Source organism: Promicromonospora citrea (assembly GCF_013004695.1).
GTDB lineage: Bacteria > Actinomycetota > Actinomycetes > Actinomycetales > Cellulomonadaceae > Promicromonospora > Promicromonospora citrea.
Genome location: NZ_JABEMG010000059.1, coordinates 1 through 20,341, shown reverse-complemented (window position 1 = coordinate 20,341; position 20,341 = coordinate 1). Strand labels below are relative to the sequence as shown.

At 72.6% G+C, this 20,341-nt stretch carries 20 protein-coding genes, 1 tRNA gene and 1 riboswitch; of the genes, 9 read left to right on the top strand and 12 right to left on the bottom strand.

Translation table 11 applies throughout. The annotated features are described in order from the left end of the window. The first annotated feature begins 6 nt into the window (after nt 1–6). A tRNA-Arg gene (locus tag HLB15_RS12740) sits at nt 7–79 on the top strand. An 85-nt stretch (nt 80–164) separates the two neighbouring features. Here the strand turns inward: HLB15_RS12740 and ehuA are convergent. From ehuA to HLB15_RS12720, 4 genes are read right to left on the bottom strand one after another with little or no spacing between them, the layout of a single operon-like run. After that, complete coding sequence (gene ehuA, locus HLB15_RS12735) at nt 165–944, bottom strand: ectoine/hydroxyectoine ABC transporter ATP-binding protein EhuA (RefSeq protein WP_171106143.1); 780 nt, start codon at nt 942–944, stop codon at nt 165–167. Continuing rightward, nucleotides 937–1,578, bottom strand: coding sequence for an ectoine/hydroxyectoine ABC transporter permease subunit EhuD (gene ehuD, locus HLB15_RS12730; protein ID WP_171106142.1), 642 nt, complete (start codon nt 1,576–1,578; stop codon nt 937–939). The genes ehuA and ehuD overlap by 8 nt, the downstream gene beginning before the upstream one ends. Next, nucleotides 1,575–2,309, bottom strand: coding sequence for an ectoine/hydroxyectoine ABC transporter permease subunit EhuC (gene ehuC, locus HLB15_RS12725; RefSeq protein WP_171106141.1), 735 nt, complete (start codon nt 2,307–2,309; stop codon nt 1,575–1,577). Before ehuC ends, ehuD begins: the two co-directional genes overlap by 4 nt. A gap of 9 nt (nt 2,310–2,318) precedes the next feature. Then, on the bottom strand, nt 2,319–3,248 hold the full coding sequence (locus HLB15_RS12720) for a transporter substrate-binding domain-containing protein (protein ID WP_171106140.1): 930 nt from the start codon (nt 3,246–3,248) through the stop codon (nt 2,319–2,321). 236 nt (nt 3,249–3,484) lie between these two features. On the opposite strand from HLB15_RS12720, the gene HLB15_RS12715 reads away from it, so the two are divergent. Beyond that, nucleotides 3,485–4,261 (top strand): GntR family transcriptional regulator, encoded by a 777-nt coding sequence (locus tag HLB15_RS12715; RefSeq protein WP_171106139.1) that lies wholly within the window; start codon nt 3,485–3,487, stop codon nt 4,259–4,261. Here the strand turns inward: HLB15_RS12715 and HLB15_RS12710 are convergent. Then, the gene (locus tag HLB15_RS12710) at nt 4,215–5,897 is read right to left on the bottom strand and encodes a BCCT family transporter (protein ID WP_229785084.1); all 1,683 of its coding nucleotides are present in this window, start codon (nt 5,895–5,897) and stop codon (nt 4,215–4,217) included. The two genes, HLB15_RS12715 and HLB15_RS12710, sit on opposite strands and share 47 nt — an antisense overlap. Before the next feature lie 167 nt (nt 5,898–6,064). Further along, a complete protein-coding gene (locus HLB15_RS12705; protein ID WP_171106138.1) occupies nt 6,065–7,264 on the bottom strand; it encodes an ROK family transcriptional regulator in 1,200 nt (399 codons plus the stop codon). Nucleotides 7,265–7,355: 91 nt separating this feature from the next. Here HLB15_RS12705 and xylA point away from each other — a divergent pair, with 91 nt between their 5' ends. Together xylA and xylB are read left to right on the top strand one after the other, a co-directional pair. Then, entirely contained in the window at nt 7,356–8,510 is a 1,155-nt protein-coding gene (xylA, locus tag HLB15_RS12700; RefSeq protein ID WP_171106137.1) for a xylose isomerase, read from the top strand. 137 nt (nt 8,511–8,647) lie between these two features. Next, nucleotides 8,648–10,126 carry a xylulokinase gene (gene xylB, locus HLB15_RS12695; RefSeq protein WP_171106136.1) on the top strand — a complete coding sequence of 493 codons (1,479 nt, stop codon included), beginning with the start codon at nt 8,648–8,650 and terminating at the stop codon, nt 10,124–10,126. A 24-nt stretch (nt 10,127–10,150) separates the two neighbouring features. Here xylB and HLB15_RS12690 read toward each other — a convergent pair whose 3' ends face one another. Together HLB15_RS12690 and HLB15_RS12685 are read right to left on the bottom strand one after the other, a co-directional pair. Then, complete coding sequence (locus HLB15_RS12690; protein WP_171106135.1) at nt 10,151–10,666, bottom strand: dihydrofolate reductase; 516 nt, start codon at nt 10,664–10,666, stop codon at nt 10,151–10,153. Then, a complete protein-coding gene (locus tag HLB15_RS12685) occupies nt 10,666–11,469 on the bottom strand; it encodes a thymidylate synthase (RefSeq protein ID WP_171106134.1) in 804 nt (267 codons plus the stop codon). Before HLB15_RS12685 ends, HLB15_RS12690 begins: the two co-directional genes overlap by 1 nt. 124 nt (nt 11,470–11,593) lie before the next feature. On the opposite strand from HLB15_RS12685, the gene HLB15_RS12680 reads away from it, so the two are divergent. Then, on the top strand, nt 11,594–12,229 hold the full coding sequence (locus tag HLB15_RS12680) for a hypothetical protein (RefSeq protein ID WP_171106133.1): 636 nt from the start codon (nt 11,594–11,596) through the stop codon (nt 12,227–12,229). Nucleotides 12,230–12,232: 3 nt separating this feature from the next. On the opposite strand, the gene HLB15_RS12675 is transcribed toward HLB15_RS12680, so the two are convergent. Further along, the gene (locus tag HLB15_RS12675; RefSeq protein ID WP_189086935.1) at nt 12,233–12,802 is read right to left on the bottom strand and encodes a hypothetical protein; all 570 of its coding nucleotides are present in this window, start codon (nt 12,800–12,802) and stop codon (nt 12,233–12,235) included. Nucleotides 12,803–12,981: 179 nt separating this feature from the next. Here HLB15_RS12675 and HLB15_RS12670 point away from each other — a divergent pair, with 179 nt between their 5' ends. The 4 genes from HLB15_RS12670 (at nt 12,982) to HLB15_RS12655 (ending at nt 17,106) form a co-directional block, all read left to right on the top strand. After that, nucleotides 12,982–13,464 (top strand): OsmC family protein, encoded by a 483-nt coding sequence (locus HLB15_RS12670; RefSeq protein WP_171106132.1) that lies wholly within the window; start codon nt 12,982–12,984, stop codon nt 13,462–13,464. Nucleotide 13,465: 1 nt separating this feature from the next. Then, the gene (locus HLB15_RS12665; RefSeq protein WP_229785086.1) at nt 13,466–14,311 is read left to right on the top strand and encodes a hypothetical protein; all 846 of its coding nucleotides are present in this window, start codon (nt 13,466–13,468) and stop codon (nt 14,309–14,311) included. Between the two features lie 76 nt (nt 14,312–14,387). Further along, complete coding sequence (gene rocD / locus HLB15_RS12660; protein WP_189086936.1) at nt 14,388–15,809, top strand: ornithine--oxo-acid transaminase; 1,422 nt, start codon at nt 14,388–14,390, stop codon at nt 15,807–15,809. A gap of 16 nt (nt 15,810–15,825) precedes the next feature. Continuing rightward, nucleotides 15,826–17,106, top strand: a complete 1,281-nt coding sequence (locus tag HLB15_RS12655) for an aspartate aminotransferase type Ic (RefSeq protein ID WP_171106131.1) — start codon at nt 15,826–15,828, stop codon at nt 17,104–17,106. Nucleotides 17,107–17,143: 37 nt separating this feature from the next. Here the strand turns inward: HLB15_RS12655 and HLB15_RS12650 are convergent, their stop codons facing one another. The 3 genes from HLB15_RS12650 to HLB15_RS12640 all read right to left on the bottom strand — a co-directional run bounded on the left by HLB15_RS12650 (nt 17,144) and on the right by HLB15_RS12640 (nt 20,137). Next, nucleotides 17,144–18,100 carry a universal stress protein gene (locus tag HLB15_RS12650; RefSeq protein ID WP_171106130.1) on the bottom strand — a complete coding sequence of 319 codons (957 nt, stop codon included), beginning with the start codon at nt 18,098–18,100 and terminating at the stop codon, nt 17,144–17,146. A 174-nt stretch (nt 18,101–18,274) separates the two neighbouring features. Beyond that, complete coding sequence (locus tag HLB15_RS12645) at nt 18,275–19,027, bottom strand: C40 family peptidase (protein ID WP_171106129.1); 753 nt, start codon at nt 19,025–19,027, stop codon at nt 18,275–18,277. A 50-nt stretch (nt 19,028–19,077) separates the two neighbouring features. Continuing rightward, nucleotides 19,078–19,270, bottom strand: a riboswitch (cyclic di-AMP (ydaO/yuaA leader). A 150-nt stretch (nt 19,271–19,420) separates the two neighbouring features. Beyond that, nucleotides 19,421–20,137 carry an iron-dependent transcriptional repressor DtxR gene (locus tag HLB15_RS12640; RefSeq protein WP_171106128.1) on the bottom strand — a complete coding sequence of 239 codons (717 nt, stop codon included), beginning with the start codon at nt 20,135–20,137 and terminating at the stop codon, nt 19,421–19,423. Nucleotides 20,138–20,341: the final 204 nt, after the last annotated feature.

Genomic DNA, 20,341 nt, shown 5'->3' with positions numbered 1-20,341 from the left:
GACCGAGCGCCTGTAGCTCAGTGGATAGAGCACCGCTCTCCTAAAGCGGGTGTCGGCAGTTCGAATCTGCCCAGGCGCACCGGTCACGTCCGAGAACGACCTGAGGGACCGGATCCACGTGGATCCGGTCCCTCAGGTCGTTCTCGAGCAAGTCGTTCCCGCCGTCAGAGGACGGCGCGGAGGAACTCCTGGGTCCGCTCGTGCTTCGGGGAGGTGAAGATCTCCTCCGGGTGGGCCTCCTCGATGATCTTGCCGCCGTCGAACATCAGCACCCGGTTGGAGACCTCGCGGGCGAACTGCATCTCGTGCGTGACGATCAGCATGGTGATGTCGGTGGTCTCGGCAATGTTCCGGAGCACGGCGAGCACGTCGGCGACGAGCTCGGGGTCGAGCGCCGACGTGACCTCGTCGAGCAGCAGGATCTCCGGCTCCATGGCCAGGGCCCGCGCGATGGCGACGCGCTGCTGCTGCCCGCCGGAGAGCTGGGTGCAGCGCGCGTCCCGCTTGTCGGCCAGGCCGACCTTCTCGAGCAGGTCCTCGGCCTTGGCGATCGCCTCGGCCTTCGGCACGCCGAGCACGTGGATCGGCGCCTCGATGATGTTCTCCAGCACCGACATGTTCGGGAACAGGTTGAACTGCTGGAACACCATCCCGACCCGGCGCCGCACCAGGCTGCGCCGCTTCTCGGGGATCGCGACGCGCTTGCCGCCGCGCATCTCGTGCGTGTACGGCACGCCGTCGACGAGGATGAGGCCGTCGTTCGCCTCCTCCAGCGTCATGAGCAGGCGCAGGATCGTCGTCTTGCCCGAGCCCGACGGACCGATGAGGGTCACGCGGTCGCCGGCGGCGACCGAGAAGTCGAGCCCGTCGAGGACGACGTTGTCACCGAAGCGCTTGCCGACGCCCTGGAACTGGATGGCGGGTTTCGTGGCGGTGTCAGGCAAGGCGGTTCTCCATTCGGCGGACGAGGAGCGAGGTCGGGTAGCTCACCAGGAGGAACAGCAGGCCGGCGAGGGTGATCGCCTCCATGTAGCGGAAGTTTCCTCCGCCGTAGGCCTGCGCGGCGGCGTACATCTCGACCACGTAGATGAAGGCGAGGAACGGCGTCTCCTTGAACATCGAGATCGCGTAGTTCCCCAGGCCCGGCAGCGTGTTGCGGATGGCCTGCGGCAGGATCACGTCGCGCCACGTGCGTCCGCGCGGCAGGTCGAGCGCGACGGCCGCCTCCCACTGCCCCTTCGGCACGGCGTCGATCCCCGCGCGGTAGACCTCCGACATGTAGGTCGCGTAGTGGATGCCCAGCACCGCGCAGCCGACGGCGAGCGACGGGAACTGCGTGAACAGCAGGTTCGCGAACACGAGCTGGACGAGCAGCGGCGTCGAGCGGATGAACTCGACGAGGAAGCCGACCGGCCAGGTCACGGCGCGGACGCCGGACCGGCGCACGATCGCCACCAGCAGGCCGAGGATCGCGGCGATCACCATGCCGATCACGGTGGCCAGCACGGTGACGCCCAGGCCCTTGATCAGGGAGGGGAACACGGCGGCGGCGTGGTCCCAGTTCCAGAAGTCGTTCATGGCCGCACCTCCGCCGTGTCGACGCGGGCGGGGGTCAGGCGCAGGATCTCGCGCAGCGACGGGCCCTGGCCGACGTTGTTCTTCGCCCGGGCCTCGAGCGCGTTCATGACGAGCGTGAGCGCGTAGGCGATCGCGAAGTAGACCAGCAGGCCCACGGTGTAGGCGAACACCGTCTCGGTTGTGCCCTTGCGCAGCTCACCGATGAAGAAGTTGAGGTCGTGCAGCGAGACGTACGTCGCGAGCGCCGACCCCTTGACGAGCTGGATCAGCAGGTTGGTGAACAGCGGCATCATGAGCGGCCAGGCCTGGGGCAGGATCACACGGCGCAGCCGGTGCACCGGGCCCATGTCGAGGGCCGTGGCGGCCTCCCACTGACCGGTCGGCACCGCGTTGATCGAGCCGCGGACGACCTCGGCGGCGTACGCGCCGTAGTTGAGCCCGAGCGCGATGATGCCGCAGGCCAGCGGGTCGAGCTCGACGTAGAAGGGCGGCAGCGGGAGCACGTAGTACAGCCAGAAGATCTGGACCACGAGCGACGTGCCGCGGAAGAACTCCACCACCACGCGGGACGGCACCCGCGCCCAGCGCGTTCGTGCCCGGCCGGCGAGGCCGAGCACGAACGCGACGAGGAGCGCGAGCACCGCACCGCCGACGGTGAGCTCGAGCGTGACGAGGACTCCCTCACCGAGCCGCGGCAGCAGGTCGACGAGGATCTGGAGATTGTCGGACACGCGCCGCGATCAGCCGTCCAGGCCGAGCTCCGGCGCGAGCTCCGTGGCCAGCGCCTCGAGGTCGCCCTCGCAGAGCCGCTCGGCGGTCAGGCCCTCGACGGGGCGCTCCGCGGCGGTGAAGCCGAACGGCCCCATGATCTCGAGCCAGCGGTCCTCGTGGGCGACGATCTCCGCGAGCTTCTCGTTGTAGGCGTCGCGGAGCTCCTCCTCGCCCTTCGGGAACACGGTCGCGCCCGCGCCGATCTGGGGCACGCCGTCGATCTCGGCGACGAACGAGTCGGTGACCTCGACGTCCGCGTTCGAGCGGGCCACGAGGGCGTTGAGCGAGATGGCCGTCAGGGCCGAGGCGTCGGCGCGGCCGGAGGTGACGGCGTCCAGGGCGTCCTGCGGGGAGCCGACCTTGACGGTCTCGATCCCGAGGGACTCGCTGTAGCCCTCCTCGATCGCGCCGCTCAGCACGGCGAGCGTGACCCCGGCGTCCTTGGCGGACTGCATGTCCGTCAGGTCGTCCGGGTTGCCCGCCGGCGTGAGGAACGCCGTGGTGTACATGATCTCGGGCTCCGAGAAGATGGCCTCCTCGCAGCGCTCCGGGAGGATGGACATCCCCGCGCTCACGGCGTCGTACCGGCCGGCGGTGAGGCCGGGGATGAGCGAGTTCCACTCGGTCTGGACACCCTCGACGGTGTCGATGCCGAGCTCGCCGAAGATCGCCTCGTTGAGCTTGATCGTGGCGCCGGTCAGCTCGCCGCCGTCCTCGTACGAGTAGGGCTCCTCGCCGTTGAAGGCGACGGTGATGGAGCCGTCGTCCTGCAGTTGCTGGAGCGAGTCGCCGGCGTCCTCGGGGGCCGTCGACGAGCACGCGGCGAGCGCCGTCAGGGTGAGGACGGATCCTGCGGCGAGAACGGCCCGGCGGAGCGGGCGCACGCTTGATGTAGACATGATTCCCTTCACGCCACCCGGCGCCGTCGGCAAAGCCTGGGTGGGCTGGAGTTCACGGACGAGTGGCACGGTAGCGCGCCGACGGACGATCCGACAATCTGGAATTCGACATTAGGATTGTCTACAATCTGCACATTCACCCGGCGAGAAGTGCCCCGACCTCCGCCGACGCCGCAGAGCCCCCCGCGCACCGGGGATGATGTCGTCATCGACGTGCGCTCATGGAAGGAGCACCGATGTCCCACCCGTCGCGGGCGGCCCTCGCGGCCGCCCCGTCGTTCTCGCGTGTGGCGCGCCCCTCGACGGTCGACCTGATCCAGAACGAGCTGCGCAACGCCGTCTACGCGGGGGTGCTCCCCGTCGGCTCGCCGATCCGGGAGGTCGAGGTGGCGACCCAGCTCGGCGTGAGCCGCGGACCGCTCCGCGAGGCGGCGCAGCGTCTGGTCCAGGAGGGCCTGCTCGTGGCGACACCGGGACGCGGCATGCGGGTGGCCACGATCGGCGCCGACCGCCTGCCCGCGCTCTACGCGGCGCGGAAGTCGGTGGAGACCACGGCCGCGCGGCTGCTCGTCCGGTCGGGCGACGACGCCGCCGTCGCGGGCGTGCGCCGCGCCCACGAGGAGCTCGTCGCCGCGGCGGCCACGGAGGACGCCCGGCAGATCGGCGGGGCCGACCTCAACCTGCACTGGACGCTCGTCGCGGCGGCGGGCAACCCGTGGCTGACCCGGTGGATGACGACGCTCATCGTCGAGGTGCGGATCGCCACGTTCACGGTGAGCGACGAGTACGTGGTGCGCGCGGACTCCGCGCCGTCGCACGCCGTCATCGTCGAGCGGCTCGAGGCGCGCGACGAGGAGGGCCTCGTCCAGGTCCTCACCGAGATGCTCGACGGCACCGTCGCGCGGCTGCTGGGCCGCGAGGACGACGCCGTCGAGACGCTCGAGGAGCCCGCCGACGCGCCGGAGATCACCCTCGGCCCGATCGACGCGCCAGACGAGCCGCCGATCGGCTGAGGCGCGTCCTGGTGCCGTTCACCTCGGGCTGCGGGGTGTCCGCCTTGGCCCCGGAGACCGGCAGCCGGACGGTGACGAAGCTCTCGGAGCGCAGCCCACGCCACAGCGCGAACATCGCCAGGAACATCAGCAGGAAGATCGGCAGGCCGACCACGGTGATGACCTGCTGCAGCGCCACGAGCCCCGCCTCGCCCGCCAGCACGATGAGCGCGACGGCGACGGCGCCCTCCGAGACGCCCCAGAACACGCGCTGACGGACCGGGCCCGGGTCCTCCGTGCCGGTGCACAGCATGTCGACGACCAGCGAGGCCGAGTCGGACGACGTCGCGAAGAAGATCGCGACGATCACGACGACCAGGCCCGAGATCAGCGTGGACAGGCCGCCGACGCCGAGGAGCTGGTCGAAGAACGTGAACATCGCCGTGGCCGGGTCCTCGAGCACGGCGGCCGTGATGGGGTGCGGGTCGTCCGGGGAGGAGCCGATGCCGTCCAGCTCCATCGCCGACCAGCCGAAGATCACGAACCACACGAGCGTGAACAGCGACGGTGCGACCAGCACGCCGCCCACGAACTCGCGGATCGTGCGCCCCCGCGAGATGCGCGCGAGGAAGATGCCCATGAACGGCGCCCAGGTGACGGTCCACGCCCAGTAGAAGACGGTCCAGCCGGCCTGCCAGCCCCAGCCCTCCTCGCTCGTGTACGGGGCGAGCGCGTCGTTCCAGAAGGCGAGCGGCACGAGGTTCTGCGCGTACAGGCCGATGGTCTCGATGATCTCGCGCAGCAGGAAGACGGTGGAGCCGGCGAACAGCACGAACAGCATGAGCGCGACCGCCATGCCGATGTTCACGTTGGACAGGGTCTTCACGCCCTTGTCGAGGCCCATGACGATCGACGTCACCGCGATCGTGGTGAGGATGCCGATGATGACCACCTTGGGCACCACCGCGTTGGGGATCGACGTGAGCGCGGACAGGCCCGTGTTGATCTGCTGCGTGCCCAGGCCGATCGAGACCGCGACGCCGAACAGCGTGCCGAGGATCGCGAACACGTCGATCGCCTTGCCGATCGGCCCGTGGATGCGCTCCTTGAGGAACGGGTAGAACACCGAGCTCACGCGCAGCGGGAGCTTGTGCCGGTAGATGAAGTACCCGAACGCGAGGCCGGGCAGCGTGAAGATCGCCCACGTGTGCAGGCCCAGGTGGTAGATCGCGATGCTCATCGCGTCGTTCGCCGCCTCCGCCGAGAACGGCACCGCACCGCGCGGCGCGGACGCGAAGTGGTTGATCGGCTCCGCCACGCCCCAGTACATGAGGATCGTGCCGATGCCGCCGGCGAACAGCATGGTGAACCACGAGACGTTCGAGTACCGCGGCCGCTCGTGGTCGCCGCCGAGGCGCACGTTCCCGAACTTGCTCAGCGCGAGGTAGACGAGGAACAGCACCCACACCGAGACGCCGAGGATGAAGAACCATCCCAGCCGGGTCACCACCCACGTGCGGCCCGCGGTGAACAGGTCGCCGATGCCCTCGGGAAAGATCAGCAGCAGGACGAGGAAGGCGACCATGAGACCTGCCGCCGTGAAGAAGATCGCCGGGTCGGTCCTCAGCCCCAGCCGCCGGGCGAGTGTGTCCAGCACGGTGCGCGCCTCCTCGCGGGGTAGAGGTCGGTCCGTGCCGGCCCGGCGTCCCCCTCGCGCCCGGCTGTGGGCGGGCGCGCCGCCCCGGACTGACCCTGCGTCACGGTCCAGTGCTCTGCATCTTCCCCCGGAGCGGCGTTGCTTGCGACGGGAACGGGGACCGGTCCTCAGACCCAGGCGGACGGGTCGGCCAGCACCTGGGCCAGCACCTCCCGGGCTCCGCCCGTGAGCGCCGCGTGCGGTCCGGCCTGCGCCGCGCGCACCTGCAGCTCCACGAACGGCGCCGCGAGCACGCGCTCCCCGAGCGCCGCCTCGACGTCGACCCGCAGCCACGGCAGCAGGTCGGTGTACGCACCGCCGAGCACGATGGTGCCGATGTCGATGAGGTTGACGAAGTCGGCGAGCGCGGAGCCCAGCGCCCGCCCGGCGGTCAGCTCGGCGTCGCCGGCGCGCAGGCGCGCGACGAGGTCGGTGAGCGGCGCGTCGGGCGGCAGGCCCGCCGCCCGCATCATCGCCTCCTTGCCCGCGTACTGCTCGAGGCACCCGAAGGCGCCGCACGAGCAGCGCGGCCCGGCCGGGTCGACGACGACGTGCCCGATCTCCCCGTTCCAGCCCCGCTCCCCCAGGAACAGCCTGCGGTCGACGACGATCGCCGCGCCGATGCCGACGTCGCCGGAGACGAACACGAACGAGTCGGGGGCCGCGACGTCGGAGCCGCCCGCGAGCTCGGCGAGCGCGGCGAGCTTGGCCTCGTTGGCGACCCGGACGTCGAGGTCGAGCCCGAGCAGCGGGACGGGCTCGAGCGAGGACCAGCCGAGGTTGGGCGCCACCTGGAGCAGCCCGGCGCGGGGGTCGACGAGGCCGGGCAGCGCGAGCCGGCCCCCGGCGACCGTCATGCCGGCGGCCGTGACCTCGTGGGACACCTCGCGAGCCAGCTCACCGAGCCGGCCGAGCACGGCGGCGGGGTCGCTGTCGTGGAACGAGCCGGGCAGCACGCGCTCGGCCACCACCTCGCCCGTGAGGTCGAGCGCACGCACGCCGAGGTAGTCGACGTTCACCTCGAGCCCGAGCCCCACGACGGTGCGCCGGGCCGGCACCAGCGGGACGGCGGGGCGGCCCGCACGGCCCCCGGTCACGGCGGGCAGCTCCCGGACGAGGCCGGCGGCCACGAGCTGGTCCACGAGCGTCGAGACCGTGGCGCGCGCCAGGCCGGTCGAGGCGGCGACGCCGGCCCGCGACAACGGTTCCGGACCCTCGAAGACGGCCCGCGCGACGAGCTCCAGGTTGTGTTCGCGCAGGCTGTGCTGCCGGGCGGCGGCAGAACCGCTGCGCGCGGCGGTCTCGGGGGCGGTGCCTGCGGTGGTCACGCCTTGACTCTAGCCGAGTCGCGGGTAATAGTTCAGTCGTACAACTAATGCGGCGCCGCATGCCGGGGCCGCCCCTCGACGAGGAGACCCCGTGAGCGACATCAAGTACTCCTTCGGCCTGTGGACCGTCGGCTGGCCCGCCAACGACCCCTTCGGTACCGCGACCCGCCCGGACCTCGACCCGGCGGACTCCATCCGGAAGCTCGCCGACCTCGGCGCCTGGGGCTTCACGTTCCACGACAACGACGTCTTCCCGTTCGGCTCCGACGACGCCGAGCGCCAGAAGCACATCGACTCGGTGAAGAAGGCCGCGGCCGAGACCGGTCTCGTCTGCGAGATGGTCACCACCAACACCTTCACGCACCCCGTCTTCAAGGACGGCGCGTTCACCTCGAACAACCGCGAGGTGCGCCGCTACGGCCTGCGCAAGGTGCTCCGCAACGTCGACCTGGCGGCCGACATGGGCGCCTCCACGTTCGTCATGTGGGGCGGCCGCGAGGGCACCGAGTACGACAACTCGAAGGACCTCAACGCGGCGCACGCGCGCTACGCGGAGGGCATCGACACCGTCGCCTCCTACATCAAGGAGAAGGGCTACGGGCTCAAGATCGCCCTGGAGCCCAAGCCCAACGAGCCCCGCGGCGACATCTTCCTGCCGACCATCGGCCACGCGATCGCGCTCATCGACTCGCTCGACAACGCCGACATCGTGGGCCTCAACCCGGAGACCGGCCACGAGCAGATGGCCGGCCTCAACTACACGCACGGCATCGCGCTCGCGCTCCACGTGGGCAAGCTCTTCCACATCGACCTCAACGGCCAGCACGGCCCGAAGTACGACCAGGACCTGGTCTTCGGCCACGGCGACCTGCTCTCGGCGTTCTTCACGGTCGACCTGCTGGAGAACGGCTTCCCGAACGGCGGCCCCCGCTACGAGGGCCCGCGCCACTTCGACTACAAGCCCTCGCGCACCGAGCACATCGACGGCGTGTGGGAGTCGGCCAAGGCCAACATGAAGACCTACGACATGCTGGCCGCCAAGGCGAAGCAGTACCGCGAGGACCCGGAGGTCCAGGCGGCGTTCGAGCACGCGGGCATCTTCGAGCTCGGGCAGCCGACCCTCGCCGAGGGCGAGTCGTTCGAGTCGTTCCTCGCCGAGGCGGACCCGGACGTCGACGCGCTCGCCGAGCGGGACTACGGCCTGGTGCGCCTGCACCAGCTCGCGCTGAACCACCTGATCGGCTGACCTCCCGGTCTCCGGTCCGCGGGGCACGCCCCGCACCCGCTCCCCTTCGGGCCCGAGGCCCGAAGGGGAGCTCTCTCGTCGGCCCCGCGCGGTAGCGTGGCCGTCGCACTCCCCTCACGAACCTTCCTGGAGCACCGATGCCCCTCGTCGCCGGCGTGGACACGTCCACGCAGTCCTGCAAGATCGTCGTGCGCGACGCCGAGACCGGCGCGCTGGTCCGCACCGGGTCCGCCAAGCACCCCGACGGCACCGAGGTGGACCCCCGCCACTGGTGGGACGCCTTCCAGGAGGCGGCAGCGGCGGCCGGCGGCCTGGCCGACGTCGCGGCAATCGCCGTCGGCGGTCAGCAGCACGGCATGGTCGCCCTCGACGCCGAGGGCAACGTCGTCCGCGACGCGCTGCTGTGGAACGACACCCGGTCGGCCGCGGCCGCCGAGGCGCTGATCGCCGAGCTCGGCGACGGCGACCGCGACGCCGGCGCGCAGGCGTGGGCCGACGCCGTCGGCTCCGTGCTCGTGGCGTCGCTGACCGTCACCAAGCTGCGGTGGCTGCGTGACACCGAGCCGGAGAACGCCGCGCGCGTCGCCGCCGTCGCGCTCCCCCACGACTGGCTGTCCTGGCGGATCGCCGGGTACGGCCCGGCCGGCGACCCGACGGCCCCGCTCGGCCCGCAGCTCGACGCGCTCTTCACCGACCGCTCCGACGCGTCGGGCACCGGCTACTACGACGCGGCCGCCGGCGAGTACCGCCTCGACCTGCTCGAGCGCGCGCTCGGGCGCACCGACGTCGTGCTGCCGCGCGTGGTCGGGCCCGCGGAGGCCGGCGGCGTCGCGCACCCCGACGTCGCGGGCGCCGACGTCGAGGGCGGCGCACTGATCGGCCCCGGGGCCGGCGACAACGCGGGCGCGTCGCTCGGTATCGGCATGACCCCGGGCGACATCGCGATCTCGATCGGCACCTCCGGCGTCGTGTCCGCCGTCGCGCCCGAGCGCACGGCCGACGGGTCCGGCGCGATCAACGGCTTCGCCGACGCCACGGGCAACGCCCTCATGCTCGCCGTGACCCTCAACGCGGCCCGCGTGCTCGACGCCGCCCGCGAGGTGCTCGGCGTCGACTTCGACGAGCTGGCCGAGCTCGCGCTCCAGGCCCCGCCCGGGTCCGACGGCCTCGTGCTCGTGCCCTACCTCGAGGGCGAGCGCACGCCGAACCGCCCGGACGCGACCGGCACGCTGCACGGCATCCGCCTGGCCACCTCGACGCGGCCGCACCTGGCGCGCGCCTACATGGAGGGCATGCTCTGCGGGCTCGCCGACGGGCTCGACGCGCTGCGCGCCCTGGGCGTCGCCGTCGAGCGCGTGCTGCTCATCGGCGGCGCCGCGCAGTCGCCGGCGGTGCAGCAGATCGCGCCGCAGGTGTTCGGCCTGCCGATCAGCATCCCGGAGCCCGGCGAGTACGTGGCCGACGGCGCCGCACGCCAGGCGGCCTGGACCCTCGCCGCGGCGGCCGACGCCGGTGCGGAGGCGCCCGCCTGGTCGACCACGATCACCACGACCCTGGACGCCGACCCGCAGCCGGTCGTCCGCGAGCAGTACGCCGCGGTGCGCGACCTGGTCTGAGCCGGTCCGCCGCGCGGCGTGGGCTCACGCCGCGCGGCGGTACCTCAGGTGCCGGAACCGCAGCCCGGAGGACGACGTCGTCCACGCCGTGGCGGACGCGACCGCCCACTCCGGGCCGATCTCGGGCGCGAACGCGTCGCCCTCGACCTCGGTGTTGATCTCGCTCACCGCGAGCACGTCGGCGACCGGCAGCGTCTCGTCGTAGACCTGCGCACCGCCGATCACCCAGACCTCGCCGCCGCCGGGCGCCGCGGCCGCCACCTCGAGCGCCTCGCCGAGCGTGCGGACCACGACCGCCCCGTCTCCGGCGTCGGGCACCGCCTGGGCGCCGCGCGAGGTGACGACGATGTTGGTGCGCCCCGGCAGGGGGCGCCGGGGCAGGGACTCCCAGGTGAGGCGGCCCATGACCACGGGGTGGCCGGACGTGGCCTGCTTGAAGTACGCGAAGTCCTCGGGCACGCGCCAGGGGATGTCGCCGCCGGCGCCGATCACCGGCCGGCCCGCCGCGTCGCGCGCCTGCGCCCAGATCAGCCCGAGCATCAGACGGCGACCGGCGCCTTGATCGCCGGGTGCGAGACGTAGCCGAGCACCTCGACGTCCTCGTACTCGTAGTCGAAGATCGAGTCCCGCGGGGCGAGCCGGAGCGACGGGTAGGGGTACGGGTCGCGCGCGAGCTGCGTCTCGACCTGCTCGACGTGGTTGTCGTAGATGTGGCAGTCGCCGCCGGTCCAGACGAACTCGCCGACCTCCAGCCCGGTCTGCGCCGCGACCATGTGCGTCAGCAGCGCGTAGGAGGCGATGTTGAACGGGACGCCGAGGAACAGGTCGGCCGAGCGCTGGTAGAGCTGGCAGCTCAGCTTCCCGTCGGCGACGTGGAACTGGAACAGGGCGTGGCACGGCGGCAGCGCCATGTCGTCGACCTCGGCCGGGTTCCACGCCGTGACGATGTGCCGCCGCGAGTCGGGGTTCGTGCGGATCTGCTCGACGACCTTCGCGATCTGGTCCACCTGCCCGCCGTCGGGCGTCGGCCACGAGCGCCACTGGACGCCGTACACCGGGCCGAGCTCGCCGGACTCGTCGGCCCACTCGTCCCAGATCGTGACCCCGCGCTCCTGCAGCCAGCGCACGTTGGAGTCACCGCGCAGGAACCACAGCAGCTCCAGGACGATCGACCTGAGGTGCACCTTCTTCGTGGTGATCAGCGGGAAGCCCGCCGCGAGGTCGTACCGGATCTGGCGGCCGAACACGCTCCGCGTGCCCGTCCCCGTGCGGTCCGCCTTCCGGGTGCCGTTCGCCAGCACGTCGCGCAGCAGGTCCTCGTAGGGGGTCTCGATCGCGGTCATGGGCCACAGACTATGCCGGACGGCGCCGGCCCTGCCGGTCGGCTCGCGGGCCGGGCAGCCGTCGTTCGTGGAGCGGTCGGGCCGCTCCTGACATACTCGGCGGCACCGACGAGGAAGGGACGGCATGGCTGAGCAGGTGGGTTCACGGGTCAAGCGGTCGCCCGTGCTGTGGGCGGCCCTGGTGGCGCTGGTGCTGGCGGCGGTGATCCGGCTCGCGGGCGGGATCACGGGGACGTCGGAGTTGTGGCCGGTCGCCGTCGGCCTCGTGGTGGTCGCGGTGATCGTGGTGATCGTGTCCGTGATGCTCGACCGCAGCACGCGCAGCCTGGTGCGGCGGGTCGCCGAGCAGCGCCCCGGCGCGACGGTGCACCTCGTGGTGCCGGCGACCGAGATGGCCGAGACCGCTGCGCGCCTCGGTGTCGACCAGCGCGCGGTGCGGCCGGACGGCTCGAAGCACGCGGCGGTCGCCCTGCTGCCCGACCGCGTCGAGATCTGGGGCGGCACCGTCCGCGAGCCGCTGTGGTCGGTGCCCCGGCCCCGGGGGGCGGGCGACCTGCGCGTCGTGCTCACGCGGATCGGCCTCAGCTCGATGGACGCCCTGCGGATCGGGGCGGACGGCGTACCCGACGCGCTCGTGGTGCGGCCGGTGCCCGTCCCGGTCTGGCGCGACCTGAGCCGCACGCGCCGGCAGGCCGCCATGGAGCAGCTCGTGCGCGACCTGGGCGACGACCCGGCGCGGGTGCTCGTCGCGGACGGCTGAGCGTCAGCCCTGCTGCCGCGCGCGCAGCTCGCGGAGCTGACGCCCGCGCCGGCGGTAGAGCACGCCGAGCGCGATCACGACCAGCGCGACGAGGGCGCCGACCACGGCACCCCACGCCGTGCCGCCCCGGAACGCGGGCCCGTCGACGTCGAGGACGCGCTCGCCCGCGTGCGCCGCCGAGGACGTGCCGAGCACGATGGTGAGGGTCAGCAGGTTCGGCACCGCGAGCAGCGCCGCCGCGAGCGCGAACCCGCCGCGCACCGGCCACGACCGGCGCGGCAGGAACGCCTGGGCCAGGAGGAGCAGCGGGACGAGGGTGAACACGGCGCCCGTGACGAGGCCCCACCAGGCGCCCGCGGCGAACGAGCCGTCGACGGCGTTGCCGATCACCTGCGCCCACCAGCGCGGCAGGAACGCCGACAGCAGCAGGTAGAGCAGCCAGACGACGACGATCACGGCCACGACGCCGCCGAGCCGCGTGAGCACGTCGCGACCGTCGATGCGGCGCCGCGCGGGGACGCCTGTCGGGGGGACGGCCGCCGGGTCCTGCCCGCCGCTCGTGTTCTCGGTCATGAGCACGATCGTCGCAGCGTGACGGCGGCTCCGCCCGGCGAGCGGTGCGAGCCGTCCGGGAGGTCGGGAACGTCCGGGGCCCCGTCCGCGTTGAACACCCTCCGGACCCCTGACCGGCCGACCGGGCCGTCCGACCCGGCACCGTGACCGTGTCGGTGACCAGTGGAAGGATGATCCTCATGACGGAGCAGACCACGACCCCGGGTGCCACGAGCACCGAGGACACGGCGACCCCCTCGCCGACCGACCCGCTGTGGGTCGAGCGCAACGGCACCCGTACCTACACGGGCTTCTCGGCACGCGGCGCCCGCGTCGAGATCGGCCCGGCCGAGGCGGGTGCGGTGTTCACGCCCGGCGAGCTGCTGAAGATCGCTCTCGCGGCGTGCGCGGGCATGAGCAGCGACAGGGCGTTCTCCCGTCGCCTGGGGGACGACTACCGGACGACGATCCGCGTCGAGGACCCCAAGCTCGTCGCGGAGGACCGGTACCCGGTGCTCACCGAGAAGTTCGAGATCGACCTCTCGATGCTCGACGACGCGGAGCGCGAGAAGCTCCTGACGATCGCGCAGCGTGCGATCGACAAGGCCTGCACCGTCGGCCGTACGCTGAAGGCCGGGGCACGGATCCCGGACGCGCAGTTCGAGCAGCCGACAGGGGGCTGAGATGACGGACGACAAGAGGACGACCGCCCAGGACCGCGCCGCGCCCGGCGACGCGGTCGTCAAGCCGGACGAGTCCCTCGAGGTCACGCCGGCCGACTGGGTGAGCTACAAGCCGAGCAGCCCGCTGGACCACCTGGTGGAGCGCGCGGTGACGATCCCGTCGGCGACGATCCACAGGCACGTGGACAAGGTGCGCGCCCGCAACCCCGGGGCGACGCCGGCCCAGATCATCACGATCCTCGAGAAGGAGTACCTCCGGGTCATCCAGACCACGGGTGGGGCCGTCGGGGCCGCCGCCGCGATCCCCGCCGTGGGCACCGCGGCGAGCGTCGCCCTCTCGTCGAGCGACGTCGCGACGTTCTTCGCGTCGTCGGCGGCGTTCTCGCTCGCGGTGGCGGACGTGCACGGCATCGACGTGCAGGACGTGCCGCGCCGGCGCGCGCTGCTGCTGGCGACCGTGCTGGGCGACAAGGGCGCGCAGGACGTCGAGAACGCGATCGGCGGCTCGGGCGTCGCCTGGGGCAAGGTGCTGCTGACGAGCATGCCGCGCACCACGCTGCACCGCGTGAACAAGGCGCTCACGCACCGGTTCGTCCAGCGCCAGATCGCCAAGCAGGGCAGCCTCATGCTCGGCCGCATCCTGCCGTTCGGCGTCGGCGCGGTCGTGGGCGTGTTCGGCGCACGGGCGCTGGGGCACACCGTCATCGCGCAGTCGCGCATCGCGTTCGGCACGCCGCCCGAGCGGTTCCCGCGCGTCATCGAGCAGCCCTCGGCCGAGCCGAGGCGGCTCGAGCAGGCGAAGCCCGGGCGGACGTGGCTCGGCCGGAAGAAGGACGCGCCGCGGTAGGCCCGACCGGTTGCGAGTGCGACGCATATATGCCGTTGACCGGCACGATCGTGGCACCGGCTCTAGGCTGCGACCCATGGCGGAAACGGACACGACGCACGGCGCACTCGCCCCGACGTACCAGCCCCTGCCCATCACCGTCGCGCGGGCCCACGGTACGCACGTGTGGGACACGGACGGCAACGAGTTCCTCGACTTCCTCGCGGGGTACTCGGCACTGAGCTTCGGGCACCTGCATCAAGGCCTCGTCGCCGCGGCGATGGCCCAGCTGCGCCAGGTCACCCTCACCTCCCGCGCGTTCGGCCACGACCGCCTGGAGGAGTTCGCGCAGCGGCTCGTCGACGTCGTGGGCCCGCTGACCACCGGCGGCGAGAACAGCCTCGTCGTCCCGATGAACACCGGCGCCGAGGCCGTCGAGACCGCGATCAAAGCGGTCCGCAGGTGGGGCTACGACGTGCGCGGCGTGCCCGCCGACGAGGCGACGATCGTGGTCGCCGACGGCAGCTTCCACGGCCGGACGACGACGCTCGCCGGCCTCTCCGACAGCCCCGCCGCGCGCGACGGCTTCGGCCCCTTCGCGCCCGGCTTCCGCCGCGTCCCCTTCGGCGACCTCGCCGCGGTGGCCGACGCCGTGGACGACACCACCGTGGCCGTGCTCCTGGAGCCGGTGCAGGGCGAGGCGGGCGTGGTGCTGCCGCCCGACGACTTCTGGCCCGGTCTGCGCGCACTCACCGCCGAGCGCGGCATCACCCTGGTCGCCGACGAGGTGCAGTCCGGCCTCGGCCGCACGGGCACGACGCTCGCGTGCGAGCTCTGGGACGTGCAGCCCGACCTCGTGTGCCTCGGCAAGGCGCTGGGCGGCGGCATCGTCCCGGTCTCGGCCGTGGTCGGCCGGCCCGACGTCCTCGGCGTGCTCATCCCCGGCACCCACGGCTCGATCTTCGGCGGCAACCCGCTCGCGTGCGCGGTCGGCATCGCGGCCCTCGACCTGCTCTCGACCGGCCAGTACCAGGCCCGGGCCGCCGCGTCGGGCACCGTGCTCAGGCAGCGGCTCGACGCCCTCGTGGAGCGCGGCCTGCTCACCGGCGCGCGCACCGTCGGGCTGTGGGCGGGCGTCGACGTCGACCCCGCGCTCGGCACGGGCCGCGACCTCGCCGAGGCGCTCCTGGAGCGGGGCGTGCTGACCACCGACACGCACGGCACGACGGTCCTCCTGTCGCCGCCGCTGTCGATCGTGCAGCCGGAGCTCGAGATGGCGCTCGACATCCTCGAGGAGTCCCTGACCGCGCTGCGCGAGGCGGGCGTGGTGGCGCCGGAGCCCGGGGCCGCGGGCGAGGCGGACGGGTCGGCGGAGGCGGAAGCGGAGACCGAGGCGACTGCCGACGAGGCCACCGACGCCACCGACCCCGCCGACGACGAGGCCCCCGCGACGTCCGCCGAGGCCGGGCGCGGCGAGGGCGCAGGACCACGCTCCGAACTGTCACCGGCCGCCGGCTGAGCGTAGGCTCCGGGAGGTGACCACTACGACGTCGTCCCCCGCTACCGCAACGCTCCCGCCGCTCGCCGAGCTCCAGCAGGCCTACGCCGAGCTCAAGGCCCGTGGCCTCGCGCTCGACCTCACGCGCGGCAAGCCCTCGGCCGAGCAGCTCGACCTCGCCGAGCCGATGCTGGCCCTGCCCGGCGTCGGGCAGCACACCGACGACACGGGCACGGACACGCGCAACTACGGCGGCCTGGACGGCGGGCTCGCGATCCGGCGCATCTTCGCCGAGCTGCTCGACGTGCCCGTGGAGCAGCTGCTCGCGGGCGGCAACGCGTCGCTGACGCTCATGCACGACGTCGTGGCGTACGCCGAGCTGTTCGGCTTCCCGGAGTCGCCCACGCCGTGGGCGCGCGAGGAGACGGTGCGCTGGATCTGCCCGGTGCCGGGCTATGACCGGCACTTCACGATCTGCGAGGCGCTCGGCATCGAGATGATCCCGGTGCCGATGACGGCGGACGGCCCGGACGCCGAGGCGGTCGCCGCGCTCGTCGCGGACGACCCGACGATCAAGGGCATGTGGGTCGTGCCGACCTACTCCAACCCGGACGGCGCCGTCGTCACCGAGGACGTCGCCCGCGCGCTCGTCTCGATGCCCGCCGCCGCGCCGGACTTCCGCATCCTGTGGGACAACGCGTACGCGGTGCACCACCTCACCGACGACGAGGTGACGAGCCCGAACGTGCTGGCGCTGGCCGAGCGGGCCGGGAACCCGGACCGCGTGCTCCTGTTCGCCAGCACGTCGAAGATCACGTTCGCGGGCGCGGGCGTCTCGTTCCTCGCCTCGTCGCCGGCCAACCTCGCCTGGTACAAGAAGCACCTCTCGGCGGCGTCGATCGGCCCGGACAAGATCAACCACCTGCGCCACGCGCTGTTCTTCGGCTCCGCCGAGGGCGTGCGCGAGCACATGCGCAGGCACCGCGAGATCCTCGCGCCCAAGTTCGAGGCCGTCGTCCAGATCCTCGCCGAGCGCCTCGGCGCGTACGGCGTCGCGTCGTGGACCGAGCCCAAGGGCGGCTACTTCGTGTCGCTGGACGTCGCGCCCGGCACGGCGTCGCGCGTCGTGGAGCTGGCCAAGGAGGCGGGCATCGCCCTGACGCCCGCCGGCGCCACCCACCCGTACGGCAAGGACCCGGAGAACCGGAACGTGCGCCTCGCGCCGTCGATGCCGCCGCTGGAGGAGGTCCGCACGGCGATGGACGGCGTCGCGACGTGCGTGCTCCTCGCGGCGGCCGAGGCCGGCTCCGCGCGCTGAGCCGAGGGCCCGGCCTCCCGGCCGGGCCCTGCCGCCCTCAGTCCTGGCAGTGCTTGTTGACGACCAGGACCGGGCACGCCGAGTGGTGCAGCACGGCCTGGCTCGTCGAGCCCAGCAGCAGGCCGCGGAATCCCCCACGCCCGCGCGACCCCACGACCACCAGGTCCGACGCCGTCGAGAACTCGGTGAGCAGCTCGGCGCCCGTGCCGTCGAGCACGATCCGCCGGATGCGGAGCCCCGGGTTCTGCGCCTCGTAGCGGTCGACGAGCACGTCCATGCCCGCGCCGATGTCGGCCAGCACCTGCTCGCGGTCGACCGACGACGGCAGCCACGCGAGGATCCCCGCGTTCCCCACCGGCACGCCCGTGACGGCGGTGAGCTCGGCGCCCCACGCGGTGGCCTGCGCGATCGCGTGCTGCAGCGCCCGCTCGGCCTGCGGCGAGCCGTCCACGCCGACGACGATGCGCCGGACCTCGCGGATCTCCCCCGCGCCGGACGTGCCCGTCGGCTCGACGTCGGGCGACGCGGCCTCCCCCCACGAGACGCCGCGGTGGGCCTCGGCCCGCAGCGGCACCACGACGACGGGACACTGCGCGTGCGCGGGCAGCGCGGACGACACCGTGCCCAGGAGCCGCTCCGTGAAGCCGCCCCGCCCGCGCGTGCCGACGACGGCGAGCCCGTAGTCGGCCGAGAGCTCCACCAGCACGCCGGCGGCGTCACCGGTCGCTACCTCCGTGGTGGCGTGCACCCCGGCGTCGGCCACCCGGGCCTCCGCCTCCGCCAGGACGGACTTGGCGCCCTCCTGGATCGTGCTGTCGTCGAGCGCGGCGTAGCCGCCGTCGAGGGAGGCCGCCGTGAACGACGGCAGCGAATAGCTGCACACGATGTGCAGCGACCAGCCCACGCGGTGCGCGTAGGCGGTGGCCCAGTCCAGCGCGTGCAGGCTCGCGGCCGATCCGTCCACCCCGACCAGTACGACCTCGGATCGTGTCATCGGCAGCCCTTTCCTCACCAGTGCACCCTTGCACTGCCCACGCTACCGGCGCGGGGCCCGTCGTGGGACGTCGGTACCCGGGAAAACCGGTTTTCACCGGGTACGACGAAGCGCCTGCCCCCAGCCGGCCCGGGTGCGGGACGGCGGCGGACAGGCGCTCCGTGGCGCCGGGGCTCAGCCCAGGCGGATGAACGTGGGGTTCGACTGCCAGATCGGGCGGAAGTCGATGACGGTGCCCGGCTTCGAGGCGTCGATCATGGTGTTGCCACCCGCGTAGATCGACACGTGGCCCGGGGTCCACATGAGGTCGCCCGGCTGCGCCTGCGAGGCCGGCACGACGGTGCCGTAGCCCGACTGCGCCGACGAGGAGTGCGGCAGCGGGATGCCGAGCTGGCCGTAGACGTACTGCGTGAAGCCCGAGCAGTCGAAGCCGCTCGGGCTGGCGCCGCCGGAGACGTACGGGACGCCGATGTACCGGCTGGCGATGGAGATGACCGAGTTGCCGATCGCCGAGGCGGGGATGTCGACCGACGTGGCGGTCGCGGTCGTCGCGGCGGCGGTCTCTGCCGCCTGCGCGGCCTCTGCAGCGGCGGCCTCCGCGGCCTCTTCCGCGGCCTTGGCCTCGAGCTCGGCCTGGTAGTCCTCGTTCTCCTCGGCCGAGACCACGGAGACGGCGGACTTCTCGACGGTGAGCTGGGCGTCCGGGGCGACGGTGACGACCGGTGCGCTGGACAGGGCGGCGCGGGCCTGCGTCGTCAGCGCGTTGAGGTCGACGGAGTTCATCTTGGCGTGGCCCGACTCCACCGGGGCGGCCTGGGCCGCCATCGCTCCGCCGAAGGTCGAGACGAGGAGCGCACCGCCTGCGGCGGCGACCGCGGTACGGCGTCCGACCGCGGCGTTCTGGGCGAGCTCGGTGAGCGGAGTCACGGGGCGTCGCGCAGCACGATGGCGTGCGCGGGTCGTACGTGCAGTCACGTAGTACCTCTCCTTGTACGCCTTCGAGGTCAGCTGTCGGGTTCGGGTGGGAGAAATCACCCGGCCGTGCGGTCCCGAAGGACTGCCCGGCTTCACCCCGAGGACGCACCCTGGCGCCCGATGGTGGGTCCCCCGCCTCTGTCATGCGGTCGTCTTGGGGCCCCGGGCGGTGACAGAGTTCGGCGTCCGACCGGAGACTCCCTCGGATCACCTCCGGGAGAGCGTTCCGAACGTACCCGACGTCACACGCCGTGTCACGTTCTGGCAACGACTGTCACGACGTGTCGCGCGCCTGTCAGCACCTTTCCGACAGAACGGACCGGGATTCGCCCCCGCCCGCGGGCCTCAGGCCGTCGCGACGAACAGGTGGCGCGCCAGGTCCTCGCCCAGCTCGAGCGCCGTCGGCGCGCCGTCCACCGTCACCGTGTAGGTGCCGTCCGCGTGCACCGCCGTGATGCGCGACCCGGGCACCAGCCCGGCGTCGGCGAGGCGGGCCAGCAGGTCGACGTCGGTCTGCAGCGGCTCGGCGATGCGCGTGAGGGACGCGGCGAGCGGCTCGCCACGCACGCCCCTCTTCGCCGCGGCCTCGAACGCCGCGGGCAGCGAGATGACGCCGCTGAGGAACGGCACGTCGGTGTACGCCTCGCCCAGCTCGGCGAGGCCGGGGATCGGGTTGCCGTACGGGTCGTGGTGCGGGTGGTCGAGCAGGCCGACGAGGCGCTTCTCCACCAGGTCGCTCATCACGTGCTCCCAGCGGCAGGCCTCGACGTGCACGTGCTCCCAGTCGAGCTTGATGACGTCGGTCAGCAGGCGCTCGGCCAGGCGGTGCTTGCGCATGACGCGCATCGCCTTGTGGTGCCCCTGCTCGGTCAGCTCCAGGTGCCGGTCGCCCGTGACCACCACGAGGCCGTCCCGCTCCATGCGCGCGACCGTCTGCGACACCGTCGGGCCCGAGTGACCCAGACGCTCCGCGATGCGCGCGCGCAGGGGCGTGATGCCCTCCTCGTCGAGCTCGTAGATGGTCTTGAGGTACATCTCGGTGGTGTCGATCAGATCCGTCACGTCTGCTCCCGTCGCGCGCTCAGCCGCTCGCTCGCCGTGGACACGTCGGGTCCTGGCGTCGGCCCAGGTTCTAGTCTCAATGCCGGGAAGTTAGGGCGTTGCGTGTGGTGTCAAGACCGTGTTTGTGCTGGTAGCAGCAGCGAAGCTCCTGTAGTTGAGAGCAGTCCGCCAAGACAGCCTTCACCGCAGGAGCTTCGCCGTGTT

Coding starts and splice junctions, on each gene's coding strand:
- HLB15_RS12690 (WP_171106135.1), bottom strand. CDS start 10,666: ATGCTCGGGCTGATCTGGGCGCAGGCGCGCGACGCGGCGGGCCGGCCG.
- HLB15_RS12650 (WP_171106130.1), bottom strand. CDS start 18,100: ATGACACGATCCGAGGTCGTACTGGTCGGGGTGGACGGATCGGCCGCG.
- HLB15_RS12680 (WP_171106133.1), top strand. CDS start 11,594: ATGGCTGAGCAGGTGGGTTCACGGGTCAAGCGGTCGCCCGTGCTGTGG.
- ehuD (WP_171106142.1), bottom strand. CDS start 1,578: ATGAACGACTTCTGGAACTGGGACCACGCCGCCGCCGTGTTCCCCTCC.
- HLB15_RS12715 (WP_171106139.1), top strand. CDS start 3,485: ATGTCCCACCCGTCGCGGGCGGCCCTCGCGGCCGCCCCGTCGTTCTCG.
- HLB15_RS12665 (WP_229785086.1), top strand. CDS start 13,466: ATGACGGACGACAAGAGGACGACCGCCCAGGACCGCGCCGCGCCCGGC.
- rocD (WP_189086936.1), top strand. CDS start 14,388: ATGGCGGAAACGGACACGACGCACGGCGCACTCGCCCCGACGTACCAG.
- HLB15_RS12720 (WP_171106140.1), bottom strand. CDS start 3,248: ATGTCTACATCAAGCGTGCGCCCGCTCCGCCGGGCCGTTCTCGCCGCA.
- HLB15_RS12675 (WP_189086935.1), bottom strand. CDS start 12,802: ATGACCGAGAACACGAGCGGCGGGCAGGACCCGGCGGCCGTCCCCCCG.
- HLB15_RS12670 (WP_171106132.1), top strand. CDS start 12,982: ATGACGGAGCAGACCACGACCCCGGGTGCCACGAGCACCGAGGACACG.
- xylB (WP_171106136.1), top strand. CDS start 8,648: ATGCCCCTCGTCGCCGGCGTGGACACGTCCACGCAGTCCTGCAAGATC.
- HLB15_RS12685 (WP_171106134.1), bottom strand. CDS start 11,469: ATGACCGCGATCGAGACCCCCTACGAGGACCTGCTGCGCGACGTGCTG.